Origin of the sequence: Nocardia sp. bgisy134 (assembly GCF_965341865.1) — a bacterium.
GTDB lineage: Bacteria > Actinomycetota > Actinomycetes > Mycobacteriales > Mycobacteriaceae > Nocardia.
On sequence record NZ_CBDQZP010000020.1, the window covers coordinates 97,009 to 121,928 of the forward strand.

The 24,920-nt window shown below is 67.6% G+C and carries 22 protein-coding genes; 10 read left to right on the plus strand and 12 right to left on the minus strand.

The genetic code is table 11. The annotated features are described in order from the left end of the window. Positions 1-23: 23 nt before the first annotated feature. Positions 24-2,399 carry an endopeptidase La gene (lon, locus tag ACRWNM_RS29540; RefSeq protein ID WP_431971455.1) on the minus strand — a complete coding sequence of 792 codons (2,376 nt, stop codon included), beginning with the start codon at positions 2,397-2,399 and terminating at the stop codon, positions 24-26. 268 nt (positions 2,400-2,667) lie between these two features. Between lon and ACRWNM_RS29545 the strand changes: the two genes are divergently transcribed. From ACRWNM_RS29545 to ACRWNM_RS29570, 6 genes are all read left to right on the plus strand, one after another. After that, complete coding sequence (locus ACRWNM_RS29545; protein ID WP_431971405.1) at positions 2,668-4,023, plus strand: hypothetical protein; 1,356 nt, start codon at positions 2,668-2,670, stop codon at positions 4,021-4,023. A 110-nt stretch (positions 4,024-4,133) separates the two neighbouring features. After that, complete coding sequence (locus ACRWNM_RS29550; protein WP_431971406.1) at positions 4,134-4,925, plus strand: TIGR03084 family metal-binding protein; 792 nt, start codon at positions 4,134-4,136, stop codon at positions 4,923-4,925. A 358-nt stretch (positions 4,926-5,283) separates the two neighbouring features. Beyond that, positions 5,284-5,949 (plus strand): hypothetical protein, encoded by a 666-nt coding sequence (locus ACRWNM_RS29555; RefSeq protein WP_431971407.1) that lies wholly within the window; start codon positions 5,284-5,286, stop codon positions 5,947-5,949. Between the two features lie 54 nt (positions 5,950-6,003). Continuing rightward, entirely contained in the window at positions 6,004-7,182 is a 1,179-nt protein-coding gene (gene lhgO, locus ACRWNM_RS29560; RefSeq protein WP_431971408.1) for an L-2-hydroxyglutarate oxidase, read from the plus strand. 93 nt (positions 7,183-7,275) lie between these two features. After that, entirely contained in the window at positions 7,276-7,776 is a 501-nt protein-coding gene (locus ACRWNM_RS29565; protein ID WP_431971409.1) for an SRPBCC family protein, read from the plus strand. 10 nt (positions 7,777-7,786) lie between these two features. Beyond that, a complete protein-coding gene (locus ACRWNM_RS29570; protein ID WP_431971410.1) occupies positions 7,787-8,395 on the plus strand; it encodes a ribonuclease H family protein in 609 nt (202 codons plus the stop codon). Positions 8,396-8,492: 97 nt separating this feature from the next. On the opposite strand, the gene ACRWNM_RS29575 is transcribed toward ACRWNM_RS29570, so the two are convergent. The 9 genes from ACRWNM_RS29575 to ACRWNM_RS29615 form a co-directional block, all read right to left on the minus strand. Continuing rightward, positions 8,493-9,260: a hypothetical protein gene (locus ACRWNM_RS29575; protein WP_431971411.1), complete on the minus strand. Its 768-nt coding sequence runs from the start codon at positions 9,258-9,260 to the stop codon at positions 8,493-8,495. A gap of 129 nt (positions 9,261-9,389) precedes the next feature. After that, on the minus strand, positions 9,390-10,568 hold the full coding sequence (locus ACRWNM_RS29580) for an MlaD family protein (RefSeq protein WP_431971412.1): 1,179 nt from the start codon (positions 10,566-10,568) through the stop codon (positions 9,390-9,392). Next, entirely contained in the window at positions 10,565-11,656 is a 1,092-nt protein-coding gene (locus ACRWNM_RS29585) for an MCE family protein (RefSeq protein ID WP_431971413.1), read from the minus strand. Before ACRWNM_RS29585 ends, ACRWNM_RS29580 begins: the two co-directional genes overlap by 4 nt. Positions 11,657-11,664: 8 nt before the next feature. After that, on the minus strand, positions 11,665-12,774 hold the full coding sequence (locus ACRWNM_RS29590) for an MCE family protein (protein ID WP_431971414.1): 1,110 nt from the start codon (positions 12,772-12,774) through the stop codon (positions 11,665-11,667). After that, positions 12,774-13,772 (minus strand): MCE family protein, encoded by a 999-nt coding sequence (locus ACRWNM_RS29595; protein ID WP_431971415.1) that lies wholly within the window; start codon positions 13,770-13,772, stop codon positions 12,774-12,776. The genes ACRWNM_RS29590 and ACRWNM_RS29595 overlap by 1 nt, the downstream gene beginning before the upstream one ends. Continuing rightward, a complete protein-coding gene (locus ACRWNM_RS29600; protein ID WP_431971416.1) occupies positions 13,769-14,812 on the minus strand; it encodes an MCE family protein in 1,044 nt (347 codons plus the stop codon). The genes ACRWNM_RS29595 and ACRWNM_RS29600 overlap by 4 nt, the downstream gene beginning before the upstream one ends. Then, positions 14,809-16,287, minus strand: coding sequence for an MCE family protein (locus ACRWNM_RS29605; protein WP_431971417.1), 1,479 nt, complete (start codon positions 16,285-16,287; stop codon positions 14,809-14,811). The genes ACRWNM_RS29600 and ACRWNM_RS29605 overlap by 4 nt, the downstream gene beginning before the upstream one ends. Positions 16,288-16,294: 7 nt before the next feature. Continuing rightward, positions 16,295-17,158, minus strand: coding sequence for an MlaE family ABC transporter permease (locus tag ACRWNM_RS29610; protein ID WP_068060715.1), 864 nt, complete (start codon positions 17,156-17,158; stop codon positions 16,295-16,297). A 4-nt stretch (positions 17,159-17,162) separates the two neighbouring features. Further along, positions 17,163-18,017 (minus strand): MlaE family ABC transporter permease, encoded by an 855-nt coding sequence (locus ACRWNM_RS29615; RefSeq protein WP_431971418.1) that lies wholly within the window; start codon positions 18,015-18,017, stop codon positions 17,163-17,165. A gap of 489 nt (positions 18,018-18,506) precedes the next feature. Between ACRWNM_RS29615 and ACRWNM_RS29620 the strand changes: the two genes are divergently transcribed. Next, entirely contained in the window at positions 18,507-19,175 is a 669-nt protein-coding gene (locus ACRWNM_RS29620) for a S1 family peptidase (protein WP_431971419.1), read from the plus strand. A gap of 70 nt (positions 19,176-19,245) precedes the next feature. Here the strand turns inward: ACRWNM_RS29620 and ACRWNM_RS29625 are convergent, their stop codons facing one another. Continuing rightward, complete coding sequence (locus ACRWNM_RS29625) at positions 19,246-20,733, minus strand: MFS transporter (protein ID WP_431971421.1); 1,488 nt, start codon at positions 20,731-20,733, stop codon at positions 19,246-19,248. Positions 20,734-20,752: 19 nt separating this feature from the next. After that, positions 20,753-21,370 carry an LppU family putative lipoprotein gene (gene lppU / locus ACRWNM_RS29630; RefSeq protein WP_431971422.1) on the minus strand — a complete coding sequence of 206 codons (618 nt, stop codon included), beginning with the start codon at positions 21,368-21,370 and terminating at the stop codon, positions 20,753-20,755. Between the two features lie 220 nt (positions 21,371-21,590). Here lppU and ACRWNM_RS29635 point away from each other — a divergent pair, with 220 nt between their 5' ends. The 3 genes from ACRWNM_RS29635 to ACRWNM_RS29645 all read left to right on the plus strand — a co-directional run bounded on the left by ACRWNM_RS29635 (position 21,591) and on the right by ACRWNM_RS29645 (position 24,793). Continuing rightward, on the plus strand, positions 21,591-22,109 hold the full coding sequence (locus ACRWNM_RS29635) for a DUF6764 family protein (protein ID WP_431971423.1): 519 nt from the start codon (positions 21,591-21,593) through the stop codon (positions 22,107-22,109). 45 nt (positions 22,110-22,154) lie between these two features. Continuing rightward, positions 22,155-23,522 carry a cytochrome P450 gene (locus ACRWNM_RS29640; protein ID WP_431971424.1) on the plus strand — a complete coding sequence of 456 codons (1,368 nt, stop codon included), beginning with the start codon at positions 22,155-22,157 and terminating at the stop codon, positions 23,520-23,522. A gap of 368 nt (positions 23,523-23,890) precedes the next feature. Then, the gene (locus ACRWNM_RS29645; protein WP_431971425.1) at positions 23,891-24,793 is read left to right on the plus strand and encodes a L,D-transpeptidase; all 903 of its coding nucleotides are present in this window, start codon (positions 23,891-23,893) and stop codon (positions 24,791-24,793) included. Positions 24,794-24,920: the final 127 nt, after the last annotated feature.

Below are 24,920 nucleotides of genomic sequence, written 5' to 3' on the forward strand. Positions count from 1 at the left end.
CGCACCCGGCCCCGAAACCGAACTCACGCAGTAGCGGCGAACGCCGGTCGCTTCAGCGTCTCCTCCACCACCGGCTCGATGGCGTAGGCCAAGATCTCCGCCACGTCGGCGACCGGGCGCACATCCAGCGCCGCAAGCACTTCGGCGGGGACCTCGTCCAGGTCCGGCTCGTTGCGAGCGGGAATGAACACGGTCTTCAGTCCGGCGCGCTGGGCGGCGAGCAGCTTCTGCTTGACGCCGCCGATCGGCAGGACCCGCCCGTTCAGGGTGACCTCACCGGTCATGCCGACATCCGAGCGCACCTGGCGGCCGAGCGCCAGCGACACCAAGGCGGTGACCATGGTGACGCCCGCGGACGGACCGTCCTTGGGCACCGCGCCCGCCGGGAAGTGGATGTGGATATTGCGGTCCAGCACCGACGGTTCGATGCCGATTTCCTCCAGGTGCGAGCGCACGTAGGTCAGCGCGATCTGCGCCGATTCCTTCATGACGTCGCCCAGCTGGCCGGTCAGAGTCAGCGAGCGCTCGCCCTCGGCGGCGTTGGCCTCGATGTAGAGGACATCGCCGCCTGCGCCGGTCACGGCCAAGCCGGTCGCCACACCGGGGACCGCGGTGCGCTCCACCGAGTCCGGGGTGAAGCGGGGACGGCCGAGGTAATCCTTCAGGTCGCCGAGACCGACGGTCAGGCGGCCGGAAGAGATTGTCGGCGAGGCGGTTTCGGGCACGTCGTAGCCGAGCTCCGGGTCGTAGCCGAGACCGATGTCGGACACCGCAGCGCCGGAACCGATTTCACCCTCCGAGAGCCGAGTCGCCGCCTTGCGCAACGCCTTCGCGATCAGGCGCTCCATCTGCCGCACGCCGGCTTCCCTGGTGTAGTTCGCCGCGATCTCGCGCAGCGCCTCCTCGGTGATGGTCACCTCGTCGGCGGTCAGCGCGTTGCGTTCCAGCTGCCTCGGCACCAGGAAGTCGCGGGCGATGGCGACCTTGTCGGCCTCGGTGTAGCCGTCCACGGTGATCAGTTCCATGCGGTCCAGCAGCGGGCCGGGGATGGTCTCCATGACATTGGCCGTCGCGATGAACAGCACGTCGGACAGGTCGAGATCCAGATCCAGGTAGTGATCGCGGAACGTGTGGTTCTGCGCCGGATCCAGCACCTCGAGCAGGGCCGCCGCCGGGTCGCCGCGGAAGTCGGAGCCGACCTTGTCGATCTCGTCGAGCAGCACGACCGGGTTCATCGAGCCCGCCTCCTTCATGGCGCGCACGATGCGGCCGGGCAGCGCGCCGACGTAGGTGCGGCGGTGCCCGCGGATCTCGGCCTCGTCGCGTACGCCGCCCAAGGCGACCCGAACGAACTTGCGCCCCAACGCCCGTGCCACGGACTCACCCAGCGAGGTCTTCCCGACGCCGGGCGGACCGACCAGCACCAGCACCGCACCGGACCCGCGTCCGCCGACGACCTCCAGCCCGCGCTGAGCGCGCCGGGCCCGGACCGCCAGGTACTCGACCATGCGGTCCTTGACCTCGTCCAAGCCGTGGTGGTCGGCGTCCAGCACCGCGCGGGCGGCCGCGACATCGGTGGAGTCGGTGGTCTTCTCGTTCCACGGCAGCTCGAGCACGGTGTCCAGCCAGGTCCGGATCCACCCGGATTCCGGGCTCTGATCGCTGGCCCGCTCCAGCCTGCCGACCTCGCGCAGCGCCGCCTCGCGGACGGACTCGGGCAGGTCGGCCTGCTCCACGCGGGTGCGGTAGTCGTCGGCGCCATCGGGCTCGTCCTCGCCGAGTTCCTTGCGAATGGCGTTGAGCTGCTGGCGAAGCAGGAATTCGCGCTGGGTCTTCTCCACGTTCTCGCGGACCTCGTCACTGATCTTCTCGGTGACCTCGGCCTCGGCGATGTGCGCCTTGGTCCACTCGATCAGTCGGGTCAATCGTTGCACCGTGTCGGGAGTCTCGAGCAGTTCGCGCTTCTGGTCCGCGGACAGGTACGGCGCGTAGCCCGCGGTGTCGGCGATCGCCGACGGGTCGGTCAGCTGGTTGACCGCGTCGATGATCTGCCACGCCTCGCGGCGCTGCAACACCGAGACGACCAGCTTCTTGTACTCGGCGGCCAGCTCCTTGGTGCGGCCGTCCGGGGTAGGAGTCTCGACCGGCTCGGCCTCGACCCACAGCGCGGCGCCCGGTCCGGTGACGCCGTGACCGATCTTGGCTCGGCGCTCCGCCTTCAGTACCGCCGCGGGCGCTCCACCACGCATCCGGCCGACCTGTTCGATGGTCGCGACGACGCCGTAAGTGGCGTAGCCCTCGGTCAGTCGCGGCGCGAGCAGGACCGCCTCTTTCTTCCCGGCGCGCGCGGCGTCGATCGCGGCCTGCGCCGATTCGTCCAGTTCGATGGGCACGACCATGCCCGGCAGCACGATCGGATCGGTCAGGAACAGCACCGGCAGATTCTGAGGTGTAGTCACGTGTTCGACCCTTCCAAAAGTTGAGCGATGCCTACTCAACCCCACCCATTCCGGGTTTGTTCCACCCTTTCCGGACGTTCGCTCAGGGCGAAGGCACGATCGAAGGCCGTGGCCGTCTGTGACAGTGCCCGCTCTCGCGTTGACACCCTCGCGAGCGCAATGAGAATGTGGGTGCCTCTACAGCTCACGGCACTAAGGGGAACGCAGGATGAACACTCTCGCATCCGGGGTGTTCATCGACTGGGAAGAGCTCACCGGCCAGACGAAGTTCGTGGTCGACCTGGTCACTTTCCCGATCTTCAGCGCCCTCGCGGGCTGGCTGACCAACTGGACCGGCGTGCTGATGCTCTTCTGGCCGGTACAGTTCCGCGGATTCCGGGTGCCGGGGCTGCAGGTGCTGTACCCGTACCTGCCGCGACGGGTGCAGGTGCTGCCGACCTTCTCCGAGGACGGGCGCAGGCTCGGCTTCCAGGGCTTCATCCCGGCGCGGGCGGAGAAGATGGCCAGCATCTGTGTCGACAAGGCGCTGATGCGGATCGGCAGTCCCAGGGACTTCATTCACGAAATCGACCTCGACGGCATCGCCGACTACATCGCCGAGCTGGCACGCACGCAGGTGCGGCCGCTCGTGGACGAGGTGATGTACCGGGAGAACCCGGACCTGTGGCGCTCGGTGCCTCGGCAGATGAGACAGGTCATCTACCAGCGGGTCGACCGGCAGCTGCCGAAACTGTGCCGCCGAGGCTTCGACTCGCTCGGCGACAACATCGATCAGCTCATCGACATCAAGAGCTTCGTCATCCGCTACCTGCGCGAGAACCCTTACATCCTGAAGGATCTCACCACCACGATCGCGGCCCCCGAGCTGAAGTTCATGGTCCGCGTCGGCCTGCTCGGTGCGCCGTTCGGCCTGCTGATGGCGCTGTATCTGCATGTGCACGACCGCATTCCGGTGCTCGGCTGGGTGCCCGCCTGGGTGATCGTCCTGCTCAGCGCGGCCGCGATCGGCGTGATCGTGAACGTCATCGCGGTGAAGATGGTCTTCGAGCCCGGCGAGCCGCAGCCGCGCTACAAGTACCTGTGGCGCCAGGCGCTGCTGGCCAAGCGTCAGTCGCAAGCCGCCACCGACCTCGCGCGCATCCTGGCCTACCAGGTGCTCACGCTGCCCAACCTCTCCGCGGAACTGCTGGAGGGACCGAACGGCGACAAGACACGGCAGCTGATCGAGCGCCTGATCTCCGAGGAGATCCACCGTCAGCTCGGGCCGACGCATTCGATGGTGCGCGCCGCGTTCGGCAAGCGGCAGTTCGACAACCTGACGGTCGGCGCGGCCGGGGCCGCGGTGGGGTTGGCGCCGAGCATGGTCGAGGACGAGGAGTTCGCGCGCGAGCAGGCGAAGAAGATCGACGAGTTCGCCGCGCGCAAGCTCCAGCAGCTGAGCCCGGGCGAGTTCATGGAGATGTTCTACGCCTCGGTGGAGCAGGACGCCTGGCTGCTGTACCTGCACGGCGCGCTGCTCGGGTTGGTCGTCGGCGCGGCCCACCTGGTGCTTTTCGGGTGGTGACGGGGCGCCGATAAATACAAGCACGCATGCTTGCATTTTTTCGGCGGCGCTGCGATGCTGGGTCCCACCTGGCACACGCGGCGGTGTGCCCGCGATCGGCAAGGGAACTCATGGCTGACCTCGAAGCGCTGCTCGGCGATTTCGCCGGCGAATGCGCGGACCTGGAATCACTGGTCGCCCCGCTGGCCCCGCAGGACTGGGCGCGGCCGACGCCCGCCCCCGGCTGGAGCATCGCCCACCAGATCGGACACCTGACCTGGACCGACGAGATCGCCACCGTCTCGGCGTCGGACGCCGAGGAGTTCGCGAAGCAGGTCGCAGCGGCCGCGCCGAGGGCGCTGACCTTCGTCGACGAGGCGGCCGAGGAAGCCGCCGCCGCGCCGCCCGCCGACCTGCTCGAGCGCTGGCGCGCCGGGCGCAAGACGCTGGTCGAGGCGCTACGCGCGGCGCCGGCGGGCACCAAGCTGCCCTGGTTCGGCCCGCCCATGAGTCCCGCCTCGATGATCACCGCCCGGCTCATGGAGACCTGGGCGCACGGACAGGATGTGGCCGACGCGCTCGGCGTGACTCGCGAGCCGACCGCTCGGCTGCGCAGCGTCGCCCACCTCGGCGTGCGGACCAGGAACTTCGCCTACTCGGTGCGCGGCAAGGCGGCGCCCGCCGAGGAATTCCGTGTCGAGCTCACCGCGCCCGACGGCACGGTCTGGACCTGGGGGCCGGAGGACGCCGCGCAGCGGGTGACCGGACCCGCGCTGGACTTCTGCCTGCTGGTCACCCAGCGCCGCCACCTCGATGACCTGGCGGTGCGTGCCATCGGCGCGGATGCGGAGGAGTGGTTGACGATCGCCCAGGCCTTCGCCGGACCGACCGGGGAGGGACGGGCGGCGGGACAGTTCGCCTGAGCCGATCCCCCCGAACGGCGAGCAGCCCGGCCGGACAACGTCCGACCGGGCTTCACCCGACCCGATTCGAAAAACTCGGGAGCGGGCGAGCGCCAGACTTGGGTGCGCCGTTCGCGTCGACGGCCGGACGACGTTGGCCGGGTGTCTAAGAGTGGCAGTCGAGAATGACGCTCGCCAGCTATCCGCTTTTTACCCGCTCTTCAACCGGCGGAAACATCCGTAGCCCGGTCTATTGTGATCCTGCTCGCACGGATGCGGTGCCCGATCGGGCGGCGTCGTAACCTGGACATGCGTTCGGCTTTCAACGATGCGGGCCGACGACGCGAGGGGAGTCGGGGCGGAGGGAAAGGAACGCATCGTGACGGCACACAATCCTGCTCAGATCGTGCGTCATACCGCGATCGTGTTGGCCGGCGCGGCCAGTCTCAGCCTGACTTTCGTTGCCGGCGCGTACATCGTGAACCAGATGGCCGATCCCCAGCGCGCGGGCACGGTGCAGGCCGCACCGCTGTCGCCCGCACCCGTCGTCGAACCCTTCACGCCGCACCCCGGCCCCCGGACCGCCGTCACCGTGCTGAACAGCGAGACTCACGCGCTGTCGCCGATCTACCAAGCCGCCGTGTTCCCCGCCAGAACGGCTGTGCCGCAATCTGATCCGGCCGCCGCTCTGTCGCGACCCGCCGGGCTCGGCGGTCGATTGGGCCTCGGCACCGCCTATGTCGGCGCGCAGGTCGCCCCGGTCCGCACCAACACCGTCGCGTTCACCGTCGACACCAACGCCTTCTCGGCGCTCACCGGCCTCGTGCTGTCCGAACCCGTGCGCGACCACCTCGGCATCCACCTCGACCCGGCCGGAATCACCCAGCTCCGCACCGAATTCGACACCCGCACCGGCGAGCTCTCCCTCGTCTTCTCCGACGCCAACCTCGGCGAACACACAATCCAACTCCAGCGCCACCCAACCCCCTCCACCCCGGACGCCCCCACCGGCCACGACGACCCCCACCCCACCACCACCATCTGAGATCTCCCCTGGGAGGTGGCGCGCAGCGCGGCGGCAGGGAAGTACTGTCGGGGCGTGTACGACTTTTGCGTGATCGGGGGCGGGATCGTCGGGGTGGCGACGGCTCGGCGGCTGGTGGAGCGGTATCCGGGGGCTCGGCTGGTATTGGTGGAGAAGGCCGCGGGGCTGGGGGTGCATCAGACGGGGCACAACAGCGGGGTGATTCACTCCGGGATCTATTACGAGCCGGGGAGCCTGAAGGCGGAGCTGTGCAGGCGGGGTGCGCAGTGGACGAAGGATTTCGCTGCGGCGCAAGGGATTCCGTACGACGTATGCGGAAAGCTGCTGGTGGCCACCGATGCCGCGGAGTACGAGCGGATGCTGGCGCTGTACGAGCGCTCGATCACCAACGGGGTGCAGGTCGAGCTGCTCGACGCAGCCGAGCTGGTCCGGCGCGAGCCGCGGATCACCGGCGTCGGCGCGCTGTTCGTGCCGGGTACCGGCATCGTCGACTACCGGAAGATCACCGCGGCGCTGGCCGAGCAGGTGCGCGCGGCGGGCGGTGAGATCGTGCTCGGCGCCGAGATCACCGCGATCGAGGAGACCGATGCGGCGGTGACGGTCTCCGGCCCGGCCGGCGCGTGGACGGCGCGCACCCTCGTGGCCTGCGCCGGTCTGCAAGCCGATCGGATGGCGCGGCTGGCGGGCCTGCCGATCGACTTTCGCATCGTCCCGTTCCGCGGCGAGTACTACCAGCTGCCGCCGGAGCGCGCCGGACTGGTGCGGACGCTGATCTATCCGGTGCCCGACCCGAACCTGCCGTTCCTCGGCGTGCACCTGAGCCCGACCATCGACGGCGAACTCACCGTCGGCCCGAACGCGGTGCTCGGCCTAGCGCGCGAGGGCTACCGCAAAGGCAGCGTCGATCTGCGCGACGCCACAGAGATCGTCGGGTTTCCCGGCATGCACCGGGTGGCCCGCGCGCACGTCAGGACGGGGCTGCGCGAACTGCGCAATTCCCTGTTCAAGCGCGGGTACCTGGCCGAATGTCGCCGCTATTGCCCGGAACTCACCGCGGCCGACCTGCGGCCGCGCCCTGCGGGCATCCGCGCCCAGGCCGTGCTGCGCGACGGCACCCTGGTGCACGACTTCATGATCGAACGCACCGCGCGCTCGGTGCACGTCCTCAACGCGCCGTCGCCCGCGGCGACTTCGGCCATGCCGATCGCGGAGTACATCGTCGATCGGATCTGATTCCACCAAGCAACCGCCCGGTCATGAATCTGGAAAGCCCTCTCACCCACATTGCCGGCAATCTCTCGAATAAAGAGGAGAGTTGTAGTACTTTTGTCCGCAGCCGTGGATCAGGGAGGGCCTATGGGCCACATCAAGTACGCGAGTGACGTCGGGGCTCCGGTAGAAGTAGCGTTCACCTACACAGACAACCACCAGTTCGTACCCGACTGGATGTTCGGCGTCGCTTCCTTCGAACCGACCGGCGAGGTGGACCAAGGTCTCGGCGCACTCTTCGCCACGGCGGCGAGGCTCGGCCCGTGGCATCCCACGATCTCCTGCGAGATCACCGAATATCGCCGCAACGTGGTGATCGGGTATACGCTGCGTGGGCGGTTGTCGGGAACCCTGACGCTGCGCTTCGACCCGCTCGGGTATGGACGGTCGGTGCTGACTTCCGAAGCGGAGTACGCTGCACCTCGCGGCTTCCTCGGCCGCATGTGCGCACGCTTGGTCGACAGTGCCGTGCGATCGGCGCTACGTCGTACCGAGTCTCGATTGCGAAGGGAGATAGAGGAATTCCACGGTACCGATCTTGTCGGTCGGATTGCGTAGGGTGCCAGCCATGATCATCGTGAGCACCGACGGATCCTGCCTCCGAAATCCCGGCGGCGCTATCGGCTGGGCTTGGGTCAATCATCAAGGGAGCACTTCGCGCAGCGGGGGAGCCTCGACGGGGACGAATCAGATCGCCGAGCTACGCGCGATCCTGGAGGCCGTCGACGCGCACCCTGGCGCCGAACCCCTTCTGATCGAAAGCGATTCGCTCTATGCGATCAAGTGCGCGTCGGAATGGATCTCGAGCTGGCGGCTGAACGGCTGGCGGACCTCGTCCGGTGGCGCCGTCAAGAACGTGGAGATCATCAAACAGATCGACCGCGCCATCTCGAGCAGGCCGGGTCCGGTCCGATTCCGTTGGGTACGTGGCCATGTCGGCAACTACTTCAACGAGATGGCGGACACCCTCGCGGGCGAGGCGGCCCGTAAGGCCGCGGCTTCGGCGGCCGCCGAGGTCGACGCGCCCGAACCGGCCGTTGTCACCGCGGCGGAGAGCACGGTTCCGCTCGCGCCGAAGACCGTGTCGAAAAGCTCTGCACCGCAACACAAGACCACCGGGCCGCGGGCCTCGGGGAAGGCGGTCGCGGCGGCTCCTCAGACCTTGACCCTGTTCTGAGCAGCTCCGCGACCGCATAGCAGGACCGCCCGAAAGACCTCCGGCGGTGGTGACTGGGCCCACCGCCGGAGGCGCTTTCGGAGAACTTTCCGAACGATCAGTTGCCGGGCTGCGGCTGGGTCGGCGCCGGAGCCTGGCCGGGCGCGGGAGCGCCGCCGGGCAGGCCGGTGCCCGCACCCTTCAGCATCGGCGAGTCGAGCTTGCTCACCTTCCACTTGCCGCCCTCGTTCTGCAGATCCGCGACGATCACCACGAACTGCCGATCCGGCTGCTGCTGAGTGAAATTGGTGCGGAACTGGGTCAGCGTCACCAGCACCTTGGCCTCGCTGGTGTCACCGCCCTGGTATCCGCACTGCACGTCGTCGGCCCAGGACTTGACCTGTGCTTGCACCATGGCGTCGGTGAGCGCCTTGGTCGCGTCGTCGAATTCCTTCAGGAACTCGCCGGTGGAGCCCTCCTTGACCTTCGTGAAGTAGCCCTCCAGGTCCTTCGAGTAGTCGTAGACCGAGACGTCGCGACCGAAATCGCAGGCCGCGCGCGTGGCGTCGTTGACCGCCGCGAGCTCGTCCGACTTCTTCTGGGCCTGGAGATAGAAGACCACCACCGCGGTGACGGCCGCGACGAGCAGGATGCCCGCCACGAATGCCGCGATCACCGGCAGCAGATTCGACCGGTCCTGGGCCGCCGCGGGAGCGGGCTTCGGCTTCGGTTCGCTCTGCTTCTCGCCCGCCTTCCCCAGGTCAAGCTTGGCCGTCTCCGCGTCGCTCTTCCCGGCCGCGGCGGCGCTTTCTGCGCTTTTCTCGGCGGGCTCGACGTTCTTCGTGGTCTCGGCGTCTTTATTGGTGTCGGCGTCGTCGGTGGACATCGATAAATCCTGCACTTTCCCGGCGCGCGCACGCACCGTATCGGCTGGCCGGTCCGCATGGGCGAACCGTACGCGTTCTACCAGCGAGTATGCCGGGCCGATGGCACAGCCACCGGCCCGGGTGCACACTCACCGCACCGGGGGGAGGGTCCGCTCGTTCGGATCCACACCCGGCGGCATCTGGGCGCCGTTGTTCGGCACGTCGGGCCGCGGGGCGTTCGCCGCACCGCGGATCTGCTGGCCCGGCGGCGGGTTCACACAGTAGTTCCATTTCGGGATGGTGCCGTCCTGCACCACCTCGTTGCGGATCTGCGGGGTGTTGTACGTGCAGTACGGCCGCGGCCAGATGTCGATGATCGCGTGGAACTCGCCGTCGTGCGCCGGGATGCCGAGCGCCTCGACGCCCACGGCGAGCGAGGGGAACAACGCCCGCAGCGCGGGCAGGCGCAGCTGCGCGGCCTTGGTGATGGCGACGAAGTTGGTGGCGAGGCTGGTGATCGGATCCGACGTCTTGTCCAGCACCGCACCCAGGCTCTGCAGCTGCCCTGGGCCCGAGTCGAGGACGCTCTGCAGCTCCGCGTTGGCCGCGTTGAACTGCGCGAACAGCTCCCCGGAGTTGGCGGTGAGGGTGGCGAGATCCGGCTGCGCCTGCGACGTGGTGTCGGCGATGGTACGCAGGTTGGTGATCAGGCTGGTCGTCTGCGGCAGCAGCGAATCCAGACCCGACGTGGCCAGGCTGATGCCGTTGACCAGGCCGCGCAGCTGATCCGGGCCGCCGCTGAGCGCGATGTCCAGCTCGGCGAGGATGACGCTGAACTTGTCCGGATCGACCTGCGCGATCAGCTCGCTGGTGTTGTCCAGCACCGACCACACCGGGGTCGGCGTCTTGACCGTCTCCGGATCGAACTGGACCACCGCGCCGTCGGCGAGGAACGGGCCGTCCTCGGTGCCGGGACGGAAGTCGATGTACTGCTCACCGGCGGCGGACAGGGCCTGCACCGCCACGTCGGTGTCGACCGGGATCTTGTACCGGCTGTCGATCTCGGCCTGTGCGGCGATGGCCTGCCCGCGATCGGTCAGCTCGATGGAGGTGACCTTGCCGACGCGGTAACCGCGCAGCGTCACGTCGTTGCCCGGCTGCAGGCCGCCGGAGCGGTCCAGGTTCACCGTCACGGTGTAGCTCGACCGCAGCGGGTTGATCCGCATGACGCTCACCAGCAGGTACGACGCGCCGACGATCAGCACGATCACCAGGCCGATCGCCGAGAGGATCAGCTTGTTCGACCAGATCTTCGACAGCGCGCTCATCGGTGGCCTCCTTCCACCCGCTGCTGCACGAGTTGCAGCACCTGGATCAGGCTGCCCGCGAAGTCCTGCAGGTCCTCCAGATTCGGGAGCCTGCCGTGCTGCGGGTCGGTCAGCGCGCTGAGATCGAGGTTGGTCGCGGTCGCGTAGACGGCGAAGCTGCGGCCGCGGAAGGTGGCGTCCACCTTGGGGCGGATCTCGTGCAGACGATCCATCAGGAGGCCGAAGTCGTCGCCCGTTCGCGAGAGCGCGTCCATCAGCGCCTGCGTATTGACCAGCAGGTCACCCAGCTGATCGCCGGTGGTGTCGGCGTAATCGCCGAGCGCGGCGCTGGCGACCGACACCTTGGTCAGCAGTTCGCCGATGGCCCGGTTGTTCTCGGCGATGGCGCCGATCATCTGGGGCAGCGTGTCGGCCACCTGACCCAGCTCCGAGCGCCGCGATTCGAGCGTGTTCGCCAGCGTGCCGAACTGGTTCAGCACCGCGTCGACCCGGGCGGTGTTGTCGTTCAAACTGCCGACCACACCGGTCAATTCGGTGATCAGGTGCGCGACCTGCTCCCCGCGCCCGCCGACGATGGAATCCAGTTCCGAGGTCAGCTTGGTGAGCGAGGCGATGCCGCCGCCGTTGAACAGCATGGACACCGAGATGAGCAGCTGTTCGACGGTGGCGCCCGCCGAGGTCTGCTCGAGGGTGAGGGTGTCGCCGTCGTGCATCATCGGCGCGCCCGGTTCGACCTTCGGCTTGGACAGCGCGACGAACACGTCACCGAGCGGAGTGGCCTGGCGCAGCTCGGCGGTGCTGCCCTTGGGCAGCTCGATATCGCTCCGAATGCTCAGGTCGACGACCGCCTGGAAGTTCTTGGTCTTGATGTCGGTGACGACACCGACATCCGAACCGCCGATCTTCACCTTCGCCTGGTCGGGCAGGTTCAGCGCGTTCTCGAACACGGCCTGCACGGTGTAGGTCTCACCCGCCTGCCCCGGCTTGGGCAGCGGTAGATCCTCGACGGTGAGACCGCAGCCGGAGGTGATGCCCACCCCGGCCACCGCCGCGACGGCGACGAGCGCCCTGCGTGCCTTGATCGTCATGCGGTACGTCATTTCGTCAGTCCAAGCAGTGCGGCGGTGAGTCCGTAGTCGGGTCCGAAGTCCTGCATATTTCCGGTGCGGCACCCGTCGGCCTTCATCTGTATCCGCTCGCAGAACAGCGCGACGATCTCGCCGTTGAGCGCGGTGCCGATGATGGCGTGCAGGCGCACGTAGCGGCCCTCGCGGTTCACGATCCGGTCGACGTTCTGCAGTGCCATCGGCGCCACGTCGGTGACCTCGGTGAGGCCGTAGGCGTTGTCCCTGAGCTGCTGGGTGACGTTTGTCAGCCCGGTCAGGCTGCCCGACAGCTGATCCTGGTAATCGACGAGCGTGGTGCTCGTGTTGGCCAGGAAGTCGTTGAGCTGGTCGAGCGTGGCCTGCAGACCGGGCGCCTGCTCGGCGAGCAGACCGGTCATCTGGGTCACCCGGTTGCTGAAATCGCGCACGGACTGGTCGTTTTGGGCCAGCATCGTGGTCAGCTCGTTGAGCTGGACGATGATATTGGAGATCGCGTCCTTGTTGTCGACGCCGACCTTCAGCGCGCCGGAGAGCGCGTTGAGGGTGTCCCGCATCTTCGCGCCGTTGCCGTCCAGCATCGGGTAGAGCACCCGGCCGGCGAGCGGGCCGATTCCTTCGGAACCCTCCTGCGGCGCGAGTGCGGCGGCGAACTGATCGATGGTCTTGATCATCGTGTCCAGCTCGACCGGGGTTCTGGTGCGCGCCTTGGGCAGATGCGTGCCTTCGCTCATCGCCTCGCCCTCGGTGTAGACGGGGGTGAGCTCGATGTGCCGATCGGTGACGATCGACGGCGAAACGATCGCCGCCTCCGCGTTCTTCGGGATCTTCACCCCGGAATCGATCGACAGATGCACCTCGACGAGGGTGCCCTTCGGCACGATCTTGTCGACCTTGCCGACCTGGAGTCCGAGCACCGTGACCGGGTTGCCCTCGTAGATGCCGGCGATGTTCTCGAAGTCGGCGGTGATGTGCATGGTGCCGCCGAGCGCGTCGTTCACCGAGGTGGGCAACAGCGAGCAGCTGCCGACCGTCAGCGCGGCGGCGCTGATCGCGAAAAGCTTTGCGACGGACTTGATTTTGCCTGTGGTGGCGAATTTCATCACTGGCACCCCTCGATGGCTTGTGCGAAGCACAACCAGTTGTCCGGGAACAGCCACGGCAGACCGACGTCGCCGTACGGGCCGCTGCCACCCCACGAGTTCGCCAGGTAGCGCACCGTGGGCGGCATGATCGACAGCATCCGATCCAGGTTGTCCTTGTTCTTCTGCAGACCCTCGGCCATGGTGTTCAACTGCTGGATGGTCGGGCCGAGCTGACCCTCGTTCTGCGCGCCGATCTCCTGCAGCTGCTTGGTCAGCGCGGCGATGTTGTCGAGCAGCTGACGCAGCAGGTCCTGCCGCTCCATCACCCGGTTGGCGATGGCCTCGCCCTGGGTGATCACCAGCAGCACGCTGTTGCGGTTGTCGCCGAGGATCTGAGTGACCCGGTCCAAGTCTTTGAGCAGCTTGTCGACCTCGTCGCGGCGGGTGTCGATCACCTTGGCCAGCGCGCCGACGCTGTCCAGCGCCTGCGCCGTCAGCTCGGCCGAGCCGCCCATCGACTCGTTGATGACATTGAGCGACTCGGCGAGCTTGGCGGTGTCGAGCGCCTCGAACTTCGGGGTGCCGATCTGCACCACGTCGGCCAGGTTGTACGGAACCGCGGTGTTGGACAACGGGATCCGGCCGTCCTTCAGTCCGGAGCCGTTGCCCGGATCGAGGTCGACGTACCTGGCGCCGAGCAGGGTGGCCATCTTGATCGAGGCGCGCGCGTCCGGACCGAGCTCGACGTTCTTGTCGACGTTCATCGTGAGCAGCACGTGGCCGCCCTCGAGCTTCGCACCGGTCACCGTGCCGACCGGAACGCCCGCGGCGTTGACCTTGTCGCCGACCTTGATACCGGCCGCCTGCACGAACTCGGCCTTGACGGTCTGATCGCCGACGCCGAGCATCCGGATGATGCCGGATGCCATCAGCAGCACCACGATCAGAGCGGCGCCGATGAGGCCGAGCCAGAAGTAGCGGTTGCTGTCGAAGCGGTTCTTCATCTTCGCGATCATGGGCGGCACACCGCCGAGTGCGCGTTGCCGCCGATCTGCGAGAACAGACCGCGGGGGAAGAGCACACCGTACAGCGAGACGTCGAGGCCGCACAGGTAGGCGTTGGCGTAGCCGCCCTCGGAGGTGTGCCTACCTGCCGCCGAGAGGATGTTCGGCACGTCGATCGCGGCCTGGTCCAGCTTGGCGCCGTTGGCCAGCAGCAGCGTCAGCGCGGCGCTCGTGGAGTTCTGCGCCACCTGCAGCTTGGGCTGGATGTTGCCGACCATGCCGACCAGCGACGTGGTCGCGCTCGCGATCTGCTCGGTGGAATGCAGCAGGATCTGGCCCTGCTCGTAGAGTCCGCCGATCAAGGCCCGGGTCTGGGTCACCAGGGTCTCCAATTCATCACCTCGTTTGGCCAAGCCCGCCATCACACCGGACAGGTTGGTGATCACGTCGGACAGGATCGCGTCGCGGCGCTGGAAATCGGTGGCCAGCTGGGCGGCCTGCACGATGAACGAGCTCAGCGAGACGTTGTCGCCCTGCAGCGCCTGGATGAACGTCTCCGAGAGGCGGTTCACCTGCTCGGGCTGCAGTACCTGGAACAGCGGCTGGAATCCGTTGAGCAGACCCGACACGTCGAACGACGGCTCGGTGCGCTCCAGCGGAATCGACGCATTGTTCTTCAGCGGCGCGGGATTCGACGCTCCGCCCGGGGACAACGCCACATAGCGCTGGCCGATCAGGTTCTGGTAGCGGACCAGCGCCTTGGTGTCGTCGTAGATGGTCTGGTCGCTCTCGACGATGAACGTCACGTTCGCGACCGACTCCCTGGTCCGATTGTCACGAGCCAGCTCGATCTTCTCGACCTTGCCGACCCGGACACCGGCCATGCGCACGTCGTCGCCTTCGCGGAGGCCGAGCACATCGGTGAACGTCGCGGAGTAGGTCTTGGTGTCGCCGGGCACCACGCGCGCGAGCGTGTTCCAGACGACCACCGTCACCAGGATCGAGACGATCGCGAAGAGTCCGAAACCGATCAGCGGCTTACGAATACTCATCGGACGGCACCATTCTCGGACACTTGCAAGGTTCCGCCCTTCAGAATCGGACTCAGCAGCAGGTACTCCGCGGTGGTCGGCTTGCGGCCGAGCAGCTGCTCGATCGCCGCGTCACCCTGATAGGAGATCGGGCGGGCGGCCGCCGGGGTCGCGGCGGGAGCCGCCGCGGGCGCGGGAGCGGGCGCCATGCCCGGCAGGCCGGGCAGCATCGGGAACAGGCCCTCGAGTGGCGTGCCCGCGAACGGCTGTTGCGCGTTCTGCTGCAGGTCGGCGACGACCCGGCCCGGATCGGGCATGGTGACGCCGGGGATCAGCGGCAGGCCGGGCATCGGCACCACCGGTGGCAGACCGGCCGCCGATTCCAGCGCGCGCGGCCGCAGGTTCTCCGGCAGCGGCGGCAGTTCGTTCACCTCGGGAGCGGTGGCGCAGCTCGGGCCTGCCATCCCGCCGTAGCGCGGGCAGTCCGCGACGGTGTACGGCTTGTACGGCGTCAGCGTGATACCGGCGTTCCAGACCTGTTGCTGCTGCGGACCCCAGTGGAAGGTGGTACTCATCGCCCTGGTCGACTCGCTCAAGTTCAGCAGCGTCCTGGTGATGGCGTCGGGGTCGGCCGTCAGCGCGCCGAACATGTCGGCGGTACCGACGGTGACCTGCTTGCCGACATCGGGGTTGCGGGCGAAGAGGGCGTTCACCGTGTCCACCGTGCCGCTGGTCCCGGTGATGAGCGCGACGAGCTCGTCGCGGCGTTCGGCGATGGTGGTCGCGGTCTGCACCGAGCTGCCGAGCACGTCGAGCAGTTCGGGCGCCGACTGGTTCAGCGCGCGGAACGAACCGGAGAAGTCGTCGAGCAGCACACCGAGATCCGGAATGGACTCGTCGACCGCGAGCACCCAGCGGTCCAGCCGCTCGATGGTCGAGCCCGGCATCCGGCCGCTGCCGTCCAGCGCCTGCGAGAGGGTGCCGAGGACGCGGCCGAACTGCACCGGGTCGATCTTGTCCAGGATGTTGCGGACCGTGGTCAGCGTGTCCTGCAGCGCGATCGTGCCCTTGCTGCGGTCCTCCTCGATGATCGAGCCTTCCTTCAGGTAGGTGTCGGCCGGTCCGTTGAAGACCAGTTCGATGGAGGTGACGGCGAACAGGTTGCTCGGCACCACGCGCGCGGTGACGTTGGACGGGATGTCGCCCGCGTACTCCGGCTTCAGTTCGATCTGCACCTTCTGCAGTTCGCCCTTCGCCGCGACCTCGACCGAGTCCACCACGCCGACCAGGACGCCGCGGAACTTCACGTCGGCTTCCGACGGCAGGCCGTCACCGGTCGTGGTCAGGCTGGCGACGACGTTCACCTTGGGTACGAAGTAGCCGGTGTAGCGCGCCATGAGGAAAGCGAGCACCAGCGCGAAGACGACGAGTCCGCACACGCCGGCGATCAGCAACTGCCGCATCGTGGGCCCGCGCCCACTGGGATCGATGATCATCTGGCCCTTACCCCGAGATCCGGATTCCGGGGTTGACCCCCCATATCGCCAACGTCATGAAGAGGTCCGCGAAAACGACCAGGATGATGCACATCTTGATCGCCCGCCCCGCCGCGACACCGACGCCTTCCGGGCCACCGGAGGCGAAGAAGCCGTAGTAGCACTGGATGAAGGTGGTGATCGCGACGAAAATGATCGCTTTGAGCAGCGAATACAGTACGTCGGTCGGTATCAGGAACTGGTAGAAGTAGTGCGCGTAGGTGCCGCTGGCGGTGCCGCCGACCAGCTGCACGGTCAGCGAGCAGGAGAGGTAGGCGGTGGCCAGGCCGAGGCAGTACAGCGGGACGATCGCGACGATCGCCGCGAACATCCGGGTGCTGACGAGGTAAGGCAGCGGCCGGATGGCCACCGACTCGAGCGCGTCGATCTCTTCGGAGATGCGCATCGCGCCGAGCTGCGCGGTGAATCGACAGCCCGCCTGGGCCGCGAAGGCCAGCGAGGCGAGCAGCGGGCCGAGTTCACGGGTGGTCGCGAACGCGGAGATCGCGCCGGTGATCGGGCTGAGGCCGAGCAGGTTCAGCGAGGTGTAACCCTGGATGCCGACGGTCATGCCGCCGAACGCGCTCAGGATCACGATGACGCCGATGGTGCCGCCACCGACGACGAGATTGCCGTTGCCCCAAGTGACGTCGGAGAGCAGCCGCCACACTTCCTTGGGGTACTGCTTGAGCGCCAGCGGAATGGAGCCGACCGACCGCAGGAAGAAGAACACCTGATGGCCGAGCCGCGCGACGAGATCGACCGGCGCCTGCGCGGAACGCTTGAGTCCCTGGAGGGGCCGCAGCAGCGGCGGTACGTAGGTTGATGACACCGGCTCAGACCACCTGTGGGGGGAAGAGTGCGTTGTAGACCTGGGTGATGATGAGGTTCACGCCGAAGAGCATCAGCGCGGAGCTGACCACCGCCGAGTTCACCGAGTTGGCGACACCGCCGGGGCCGCCGCGGGTGTTCAGACCGGTATCGCAGGCGATGATGGCGGCCAGCAGGCCGAAGATCAGCGACTTCACCAACGCGACGAACAGGTCACGGGTCACGGCGAACGACGAGAAGGTGCTGACGTACGAACCCGGCGTGCCGCCCTGGGCGAAGATGTTGAAGATGTAGCCGGTCAGGAAGCCGACGAAGACGACGAAGCCGCAGAGCAGAACACTGACCAGCATCGCGGCGCCGAGCCGCGGTGCGACCAGGCGGCGCATCGGATCGACGCCCATCACCTTCATGGCGTCGATCTCCTCGCGGATGGTGCGCGAGCCGAGGTCGGCGCAGATGGCGGATCCGACCGCGCCCGCGATCATGATCGAGGTGACCAGCGGCGCGCCCTGCTGGATGATGCCGAGGCCGTTGGCCGCGCCGATGAACGACGTCGCGCCGACCTGACCGGCGACCGCGCCGACCTGAATCGAGACGATGACGCCGATCGGAATCGCGACGAGCAACGTGGGGGCCGCGGCCACATTGGCCATGAAGGCGCACTGCCGGACGAATTCACCGAAGGGGAACCGCCGCCGGAAGATGGCGATGAACAGTTCCGCTACCGCGGCGATACCCATCGTGATCTGACGGCCGAAGGTCTCCAGTGACCGCTTGGGATGGTCTTCCCAGTACGACCTCGTCCAATCGACCGCTTCACTTATCCGTGATCCCGTGGGAGGACTCTTGGTCGACTGCACTGACTAACCCCTCTCGACGCCGGTTGCTCACCCCGACGACTTGTTTGCTTGACGCACCTTACTACGGAGTAGTGCAGAACACACCATCGTCATGTGATTGCAGTCATAGATTCGAGTCACCTTCGTGGAAACCTCACGAGAACGCTGCGACCTCCTTGTCTCCGGCACCAAAATTAAGCACCAAAATTTTAGAACAAGTTACAGTTGAGGCGCCGCCATATGGGCTTCTCTTCTATCTCCGGTCAATTACGAGGAAATCTTTCATCTAAAAGCTGGCGTCATTTTGAATGCTTGCTGAATGAGTTCTACCGAATTTGAAACACATTGGGCGTGTCGTCCAATTGAGCTCAGTAATAGAGATTAGCTATCGCGATTACGATTCGGCGGCACCTCCGAGGCATCCTCGGTACGAGACGCGCCCGAGACCGAATACTGACACGATGGGTGCGACAGATTGATATCGTGCGGGCTTCCGACATCTGGAGGGACATGTTCAGCAAACTCGTCAAGGCGGCCAACGCCGTCTTCGCCGTCGCCCTCGGCGCGGCGCTGCTAGGGACGGGCGCGGGCCCCGCGGCTGCCGCGCCGCCGGTGATCGGGGGCGGATCCGGCATCATCATCGACAATATGTTCGAGTGCACCGTCACCACGGTGGGTCACGACAGCGCGGGCAGACTTGTCGGACTGACCGCCGGACACTGCGGCGACGCGGGTGCGAAGGTGTACTCCGAGGCCGATCGCGGCGCGGGCCAGATCGGTCGTTTCGTCTACTCCAACTCCGAGCTGGACTACGCCGTCATCGAGTTCGACGGGGGCGCGATCACCCCGGTCAACCGGATCGGCAACGTCACCATCACCGGCATCGGCGCGCCTGCCCAGTTCCCGATGATCGTCTGCAAGGAAGGCCGCACCACCGGCAACACTTGTGGCATCGCGTGGGGCGACGTGTTCGGCACCAATGTCGAGACCTGGAGCCAGATGTGCGTCGTGGAGGGTGATTCCGGCGCTCCCGTGGTGGTGGGTACCACCCTGGTCGGCATGGTGAACGCCTACCTGGCCATCGCCTGCTTCGGTCCCGAAGTCGGCACCAACATGAGTGCGATCATGAACGACCTCAACGCGCGGGGCGGGCCCGGCTCGGGCTTCGTGCCGATCTGATCGGCCACCGTGCGGACGACGGGGAGCGGGCGATATCGCCCGCTCCCTTCTGTATCTATGGAGCTTCCGCCTAGGGGGCTTCAGCGCTCCCGTGCGTCGCGTCATCGACGAGGCTCCGCCGGGGTGCGATAGCAGGGCCCGCGACGGCGCACTGCGGCAGGCACTCGACGCTCTTCAGATCCGGCGCATGGCGCTGCGGACGCAACAGCACGGCGGCGATCAGCGCCCCGGCCGCCAACAGCCCCACGCAGATCCACATGGCGGTCTCGAACCCGTCGTCGAACGCGGCCGGGTCGGCGAGGGAACCGGAGATGCCCGCCAGCCCGGGCAGCGCGGCGACCGCGAGCAGCTGCGCGGTCCTGGCGACGGCGTTGTTCACCCCTGAGGCGATACCGGCCTCGGACGCGGGCACCGCGCCGAGCACGGCGCCGGTGAGCGGCGCGACGAGCACGGCGAGACCGAGCCCGAAGACCACGACTCCCGGCAGCACGTCGCCGACGTATCCGGCATTCGGTCCGATGCGGAGCAGCAGCACCAATCCCGCGGCGGCCAGCAGCGGTCCGAGCGTCATCGGAATGCGCGGTCCGTGCACCTGGGCCCATCGCCCGGCGGGCGCGGACAGCGCCAGCATGATCAGCGTGACCGGCACCGTGGCCAGCCCCGACAGCAACGGCGTATAGCCCGCCACCAGCTGGAGTTCCAGCACGAGCAGGAAGAAGACGCCGCCGAGCGCGGCGTAGACCGCCAGCGTCACCAGGTTCGCCGCGGTGAACACCCGCGAACGGAAGAGCGCGGGCGGCACCAGCGGATGGTCGCTGCGCAGCTCGATCACCACGAACACCGCGAGCAACAGCACGCCGGACGCGGCGAGCAGGGGCATCGCGTCGATCAGCCCGAAGGTCAGCGCGCCGAGCGCCAGCGCGACCACCACCGCGCCAGGGACGTCGAGCCGCGCGACGGCGTTGGGGTCGACGCTCTCCGGCACGTGGCGCAGCGCGACGACCACGACCACCGCGACCAGCGGCACGTTGATGAAGAAGATGGACTGCCAGCCGACCCAGTCGATCAGCCAGCCGCCGAGGAACGGCCCGAGCGCGCCCGCCACCCCGCCGAAACCGGACCACAGCCCGATCGCCGCGCCTCGATCGCGTTCGTCGAGCGAGGAGGAGATCAATGCCAGGCTGCCCGGCGTCAGCATCGCCCCCGCCACGCCTTGGAGCACCCGCGCCGCCACCAGCATCTCGATGTTCACGGCCGCGCCGCACAGCACCGAGGCGATCGCGAAACCGACCGCGCCCCAGACGAAGACCTTGCGCCTGCCGAGCTTGTCGCCGAGCGAGCCGCCGAGCAGGATGAACGAGGCCAGCGTCAGGGTGTAGCCGTTGAGCGTCCACTGCAGACCGGCCACGTCGGTGTCGAGGGCTTCCCCGATGCGGGGCAGCGCGATGTTGACGACTGTCGCGTCCAACGAGGCGACCGAGGAACCGAGGATGGTCGCCAGCAGGATCCACCGCCCGGTCGCCGAATGCAGCCGGGGTAGCTCCTGGGCGGTGGTCACCGGTCCAACCTAGTGCGAGTTACAGCTCCTCGACACAGACCACGAAGCGGCGCTCGGAGTACTCGAACCCGATGCCGCTGTCGCAGACGCTCGCGTCGGTCGCGCCGGTCTTGATGTTGGTCACCCGGACGCCCTGAGTACCGCGCTCGGTGCAGTCGATCCGCTTCGGGTCGTCACCGCCGACGTCCATGCAGCCGCCGACCACCCAATCGATGTCCAGGCACAGCGCGCCCTGCTGCACGCCGTTGATGGTCTCGGCGTAGTAGTTGTCGCGGTCCGCCGGGCAGCCCGAGCTGGTCGGCGTCTTGCCGATGACCTTGTAGTTCGATGCCCGGCTGCCGCAGGAGGCCTTCGCGATGGTGGCGTTGGTCGTGGTGCCGCCCAAGGTGACGCAATCGCCGATGGAGGCCTCGAAATCGGTGTTGCCGCCCGTCGGCGTCGGCCTGCCGGAGGTGGGCCTGGCGCTGGACCTGGGCGCGGAGGTCTTCGGAGTGCTGGTGTTGACCGCGTCGATGGTTCCGCTGTCGACCGCGGGCTGCGCGGTGCCGCTGATCGTCGAGCTACAGGCCACCAGGGCGAACACGGCGGCGGCGGTTCCGATCGCGAGCGCGATACCGGATAGCAGTTGACGAGACACGTACAGTCCTCCCGAGCTGTAACGCTCCGAACTCACACCCCCGTAAGAATCCGAAGTTGACGACCTGATCTTCAAATATCACGCCATGCATACACCATCAGCAACGCGGTAGTCGAGTCGGAACGGGCTCGGCAGGCACACTCGAGCGGGCACGCAGCGGCACAACTCCGCGGGCAACCGTCTCGGTATGGTGGGCACTACGGCGCGAAAGGGGTTGTCCGTGAAGCTGATCAGCGCACTCATCTGCTCGACCGCCGCGGTGGGCAGCTCGTTCGCGTTCCCCGCCCTCGCATCGGCAACCGATGCGCATTGCAGTGCGGAGTACGGCGGCGATATCACCGTCATCGATGGTCGCAGCGGTTGCCGTGCCGCCACCGACACACTCGGGGAAGCGCGTTCGGCCGGTTTCGACGGTGTGGGTTATGCCCGCGCAACCTCGGGAGCCACCGCGCTCGGCATCGGCGCCGCGGGCGGCATCGGAGCGAGCGAAGGCGCGGGCGGGATTCCGGTCGCCCTCGGCTTCGGCCCTGACGCACTCGCCCTCACCTCGATCACCGATCCCGATCCGGGCGACGGCAGGACCATCGCGTTGTCCATCGCCTTCGAAGGATCGCGCGCGCAGGTCAGCACCGAGGAGGGAACCGTGGTGTGCCTCGGCGCGGCGGCCCTCGCCTGGAACATGGCCACCGGCGCGTCCTGCCTCGCGACGCCGTTCGGGCGCTGGAGTTCGCCGCACTGACCTCTCCGGTCGAACCGCCGCCGCGGGCAACTCGTAGGTAAAGGCATGCCGACCGAGACCGCCGTCCCCGCGCCGCCGCGACTGTTCCCGTTGCACGCGCTCGCGGCCGGGCTGGACTTCGAACGGTATTTCCGCTGGCGGCGGGCCCGCGAGGGGGATCCTTTCTACGTCCGCTTCCCGGGCTTCGGTGCGGTGCTGTTCACCGGAACACCGGCAGGCGCGCGGGAACTGTTCCGCGCGCCGACGGAGCTGCTGGAACCGCCGCGGCCGAATCCGATCGAGCCGCTGGTGGGACCGGCCTCGCTGATCCTGACCTCGGGCGCCAGGCACCGGCGGGATCGGACCCTGCTCGCGCCCGCCTTCCACGGTGCGCGGGTCCGCGCCTACGGCGAGCTGATACAGGCCGCGACGCTCGACGAGATCGACGGCGGCACGACGCCGTGGCGACCGGGTAAGACGACGCCGTGGCGACCGGGGACGCGGATCGATTCGCGCGCCGCGGCGCGCTCGATCACGCTGCGGGTGATCCTGGAGGCGGTCTTCGGCGTGCGCGCCCGCGAGCGACGGGTCGCCTACACCGCCGCGATCACCGAGTTCCTGACCGCCTTCTCCGGCCCGCTGCTGCTGCTGCCCGCGCTGCGCCGCGGTGCGTTCGGCCGCGCGCCGTGGGATCGGTTCGTCGCGGCGCGCGAACATCTGGACCGGCTCGTCCAGGCGGATCTCGCCGAGCGCAAAGGCACTGCGCGCCAAGACGACTGCGACATCCTCGGCCTGCTGCTGAGCACGCGCTACGACGACGGAAGCGCCCCCACCGACGCCGATCTCGGCGATCAGCTGCGCACCCTGCTCGTTGCCGGGCACGAGACCACCGCGACCAGCTTGGTCTGGGCGCTCTACCATCTGCACCGCGTACCCGAGGCGTTGCGCAGGCTGCGCGCCGAACTGCGCGAGGCGGGTGATTCGCCCGCCGCTCTCCCCGGGTTGCCCTATCTCGACGCCGTCTGCCAGGAGACCTTGCGCCTGCACCCGCCGGTGCCGATCGTGCTGCGCCGGGTGACCGAGCCCGTCACGCTGCGCGGCGTGCGGGTGCGCGCCGGCGACACGATGGGCCTCGCGCTGCCCCTGCTGCACTCCGACCCGGACACCTGGGACGATGCCGCCCGATTCCGGCCCGAGCGATTCCTCGACCGTCGCTACGGTCCGTTCGAGCTCGCGCCGTACGGTGGGGCACATCGACGCTGCGTCGGCGCGAGCCTCGCCGACTACGAACTGCGCGTGGTGCTGGCCACACTGCTCCGCCGCGTCCGCCTCGCTCTGCCGCCGCGCTACGCGCGCGGACGGACGCCACTCTCGGTGCCGCACAACATCGCGACCGGGCCGCATCGGTCGATTCCCTTCGACGTCATCGAGTGATTTCGGTCACGAAATTGTTTGATCTTGCACAAAACCGGACGGACGGCAGGTTGCCGCCCCGGCACCGCACTTGCCGACCTGACCGGGCCGTTTACCGAAAGGCAATGACTGTCAATGGCTTATGTGTTCCATAACACATCCGACCGTGCGGGCGCATAACCGAATATCGCCACTGGCTTCATGTCGTGCCGGGACGGTAGGAATGAACGGGGTTGGGCTGTCATGCCCGTGGGTGCTTCGCAGGCCCCCGGCAATACCCATGGCAGCTCCGATGGACTCGCGACACGGTTCGCGGGCGCCCGAGCACCAAACCGATGAGATATCTCGCTCGCGTACGCGCGCGCGAGAGCTGGAATGGACGAAAACCTATGCAAGCCGCTTCGAACAACAGGTCGCTGTCGAGTTTCCGCGAGGAAAACCGGCTAGCCCGCCGCATTCGGCGGGGCGTCCTCTTGTCCGCGGCGATCGCGGCGGCCGGTGCCATGATCGTCGCTCCCGCTCAGGCCGAGCAGGGCGTTTCCGGAGTCGGTTCGGGATCGGCCGCCGCGGCCACCGATCCCGCTCCGCAGGCCAACTTCGCCCCGCCGACCATCAACATCGCCGACGGCGAGACGGTCGGCGTCGCGCAGCCGATCATCATCACCTTCCAGGAGCCGGTCACCGACCAGGCCACCGCCGAGAAGGCAATCAAGATCACCTCTGCCAAGGACGCGCCCGGCCACTTCTACTGGTTCAGCGACCGGCAGGTGCGCTGGCGGCCGTACGACTTCTGGCCGGACAACACCGACGTGACCGTGGTCGCGGGCGGCACGACCAGCTCGTTCCGCATCGGCGACGCGCTGATCACCACCGCCGACGACACCACCAAGACCATCACCGTCACCCGCAACGGCGAGGTGGTCAAGGAAATGCCGACCTCGATGGGCAAGCCCAAGTACGAGACCCCGAACGGCATCTACATCGTCGGCGAGCGCAACCGCAAGATGATCATGGATTCCTCGACCTACGGCGTGCCGATCGACGCGCCCGAGGGCTACAAGCTCGAGGTCGAGTACGCCACCCGCATCTCCAACAGCGGCATCTTCGTGCACGCCGCCCCGTGGTCGGTGGGCCAGCAGGGTGTGTCGAACGCCAGCCACGGCTGCCTGAACGTGAGCACCGAGGACGCTCGCTGGTTCTTCGAGAACGCGCAGAAGGGCGATCCGGTCATCGTGCAGAACACCGCGGGCGGGACGCTGAACTCGCGCGACGGCCTGGGCGACTGGAACTGATCCCCAGGTAATAGCCACGAAAACGCCGACCCCGCACCGCCGCGCGGTCGGCGTTTTCGTCCTTGCCGCCGTCTTCGCCACGAAATAGCTGGTCACGGATATCGGTTCGACGGCGGCACGCGAACTG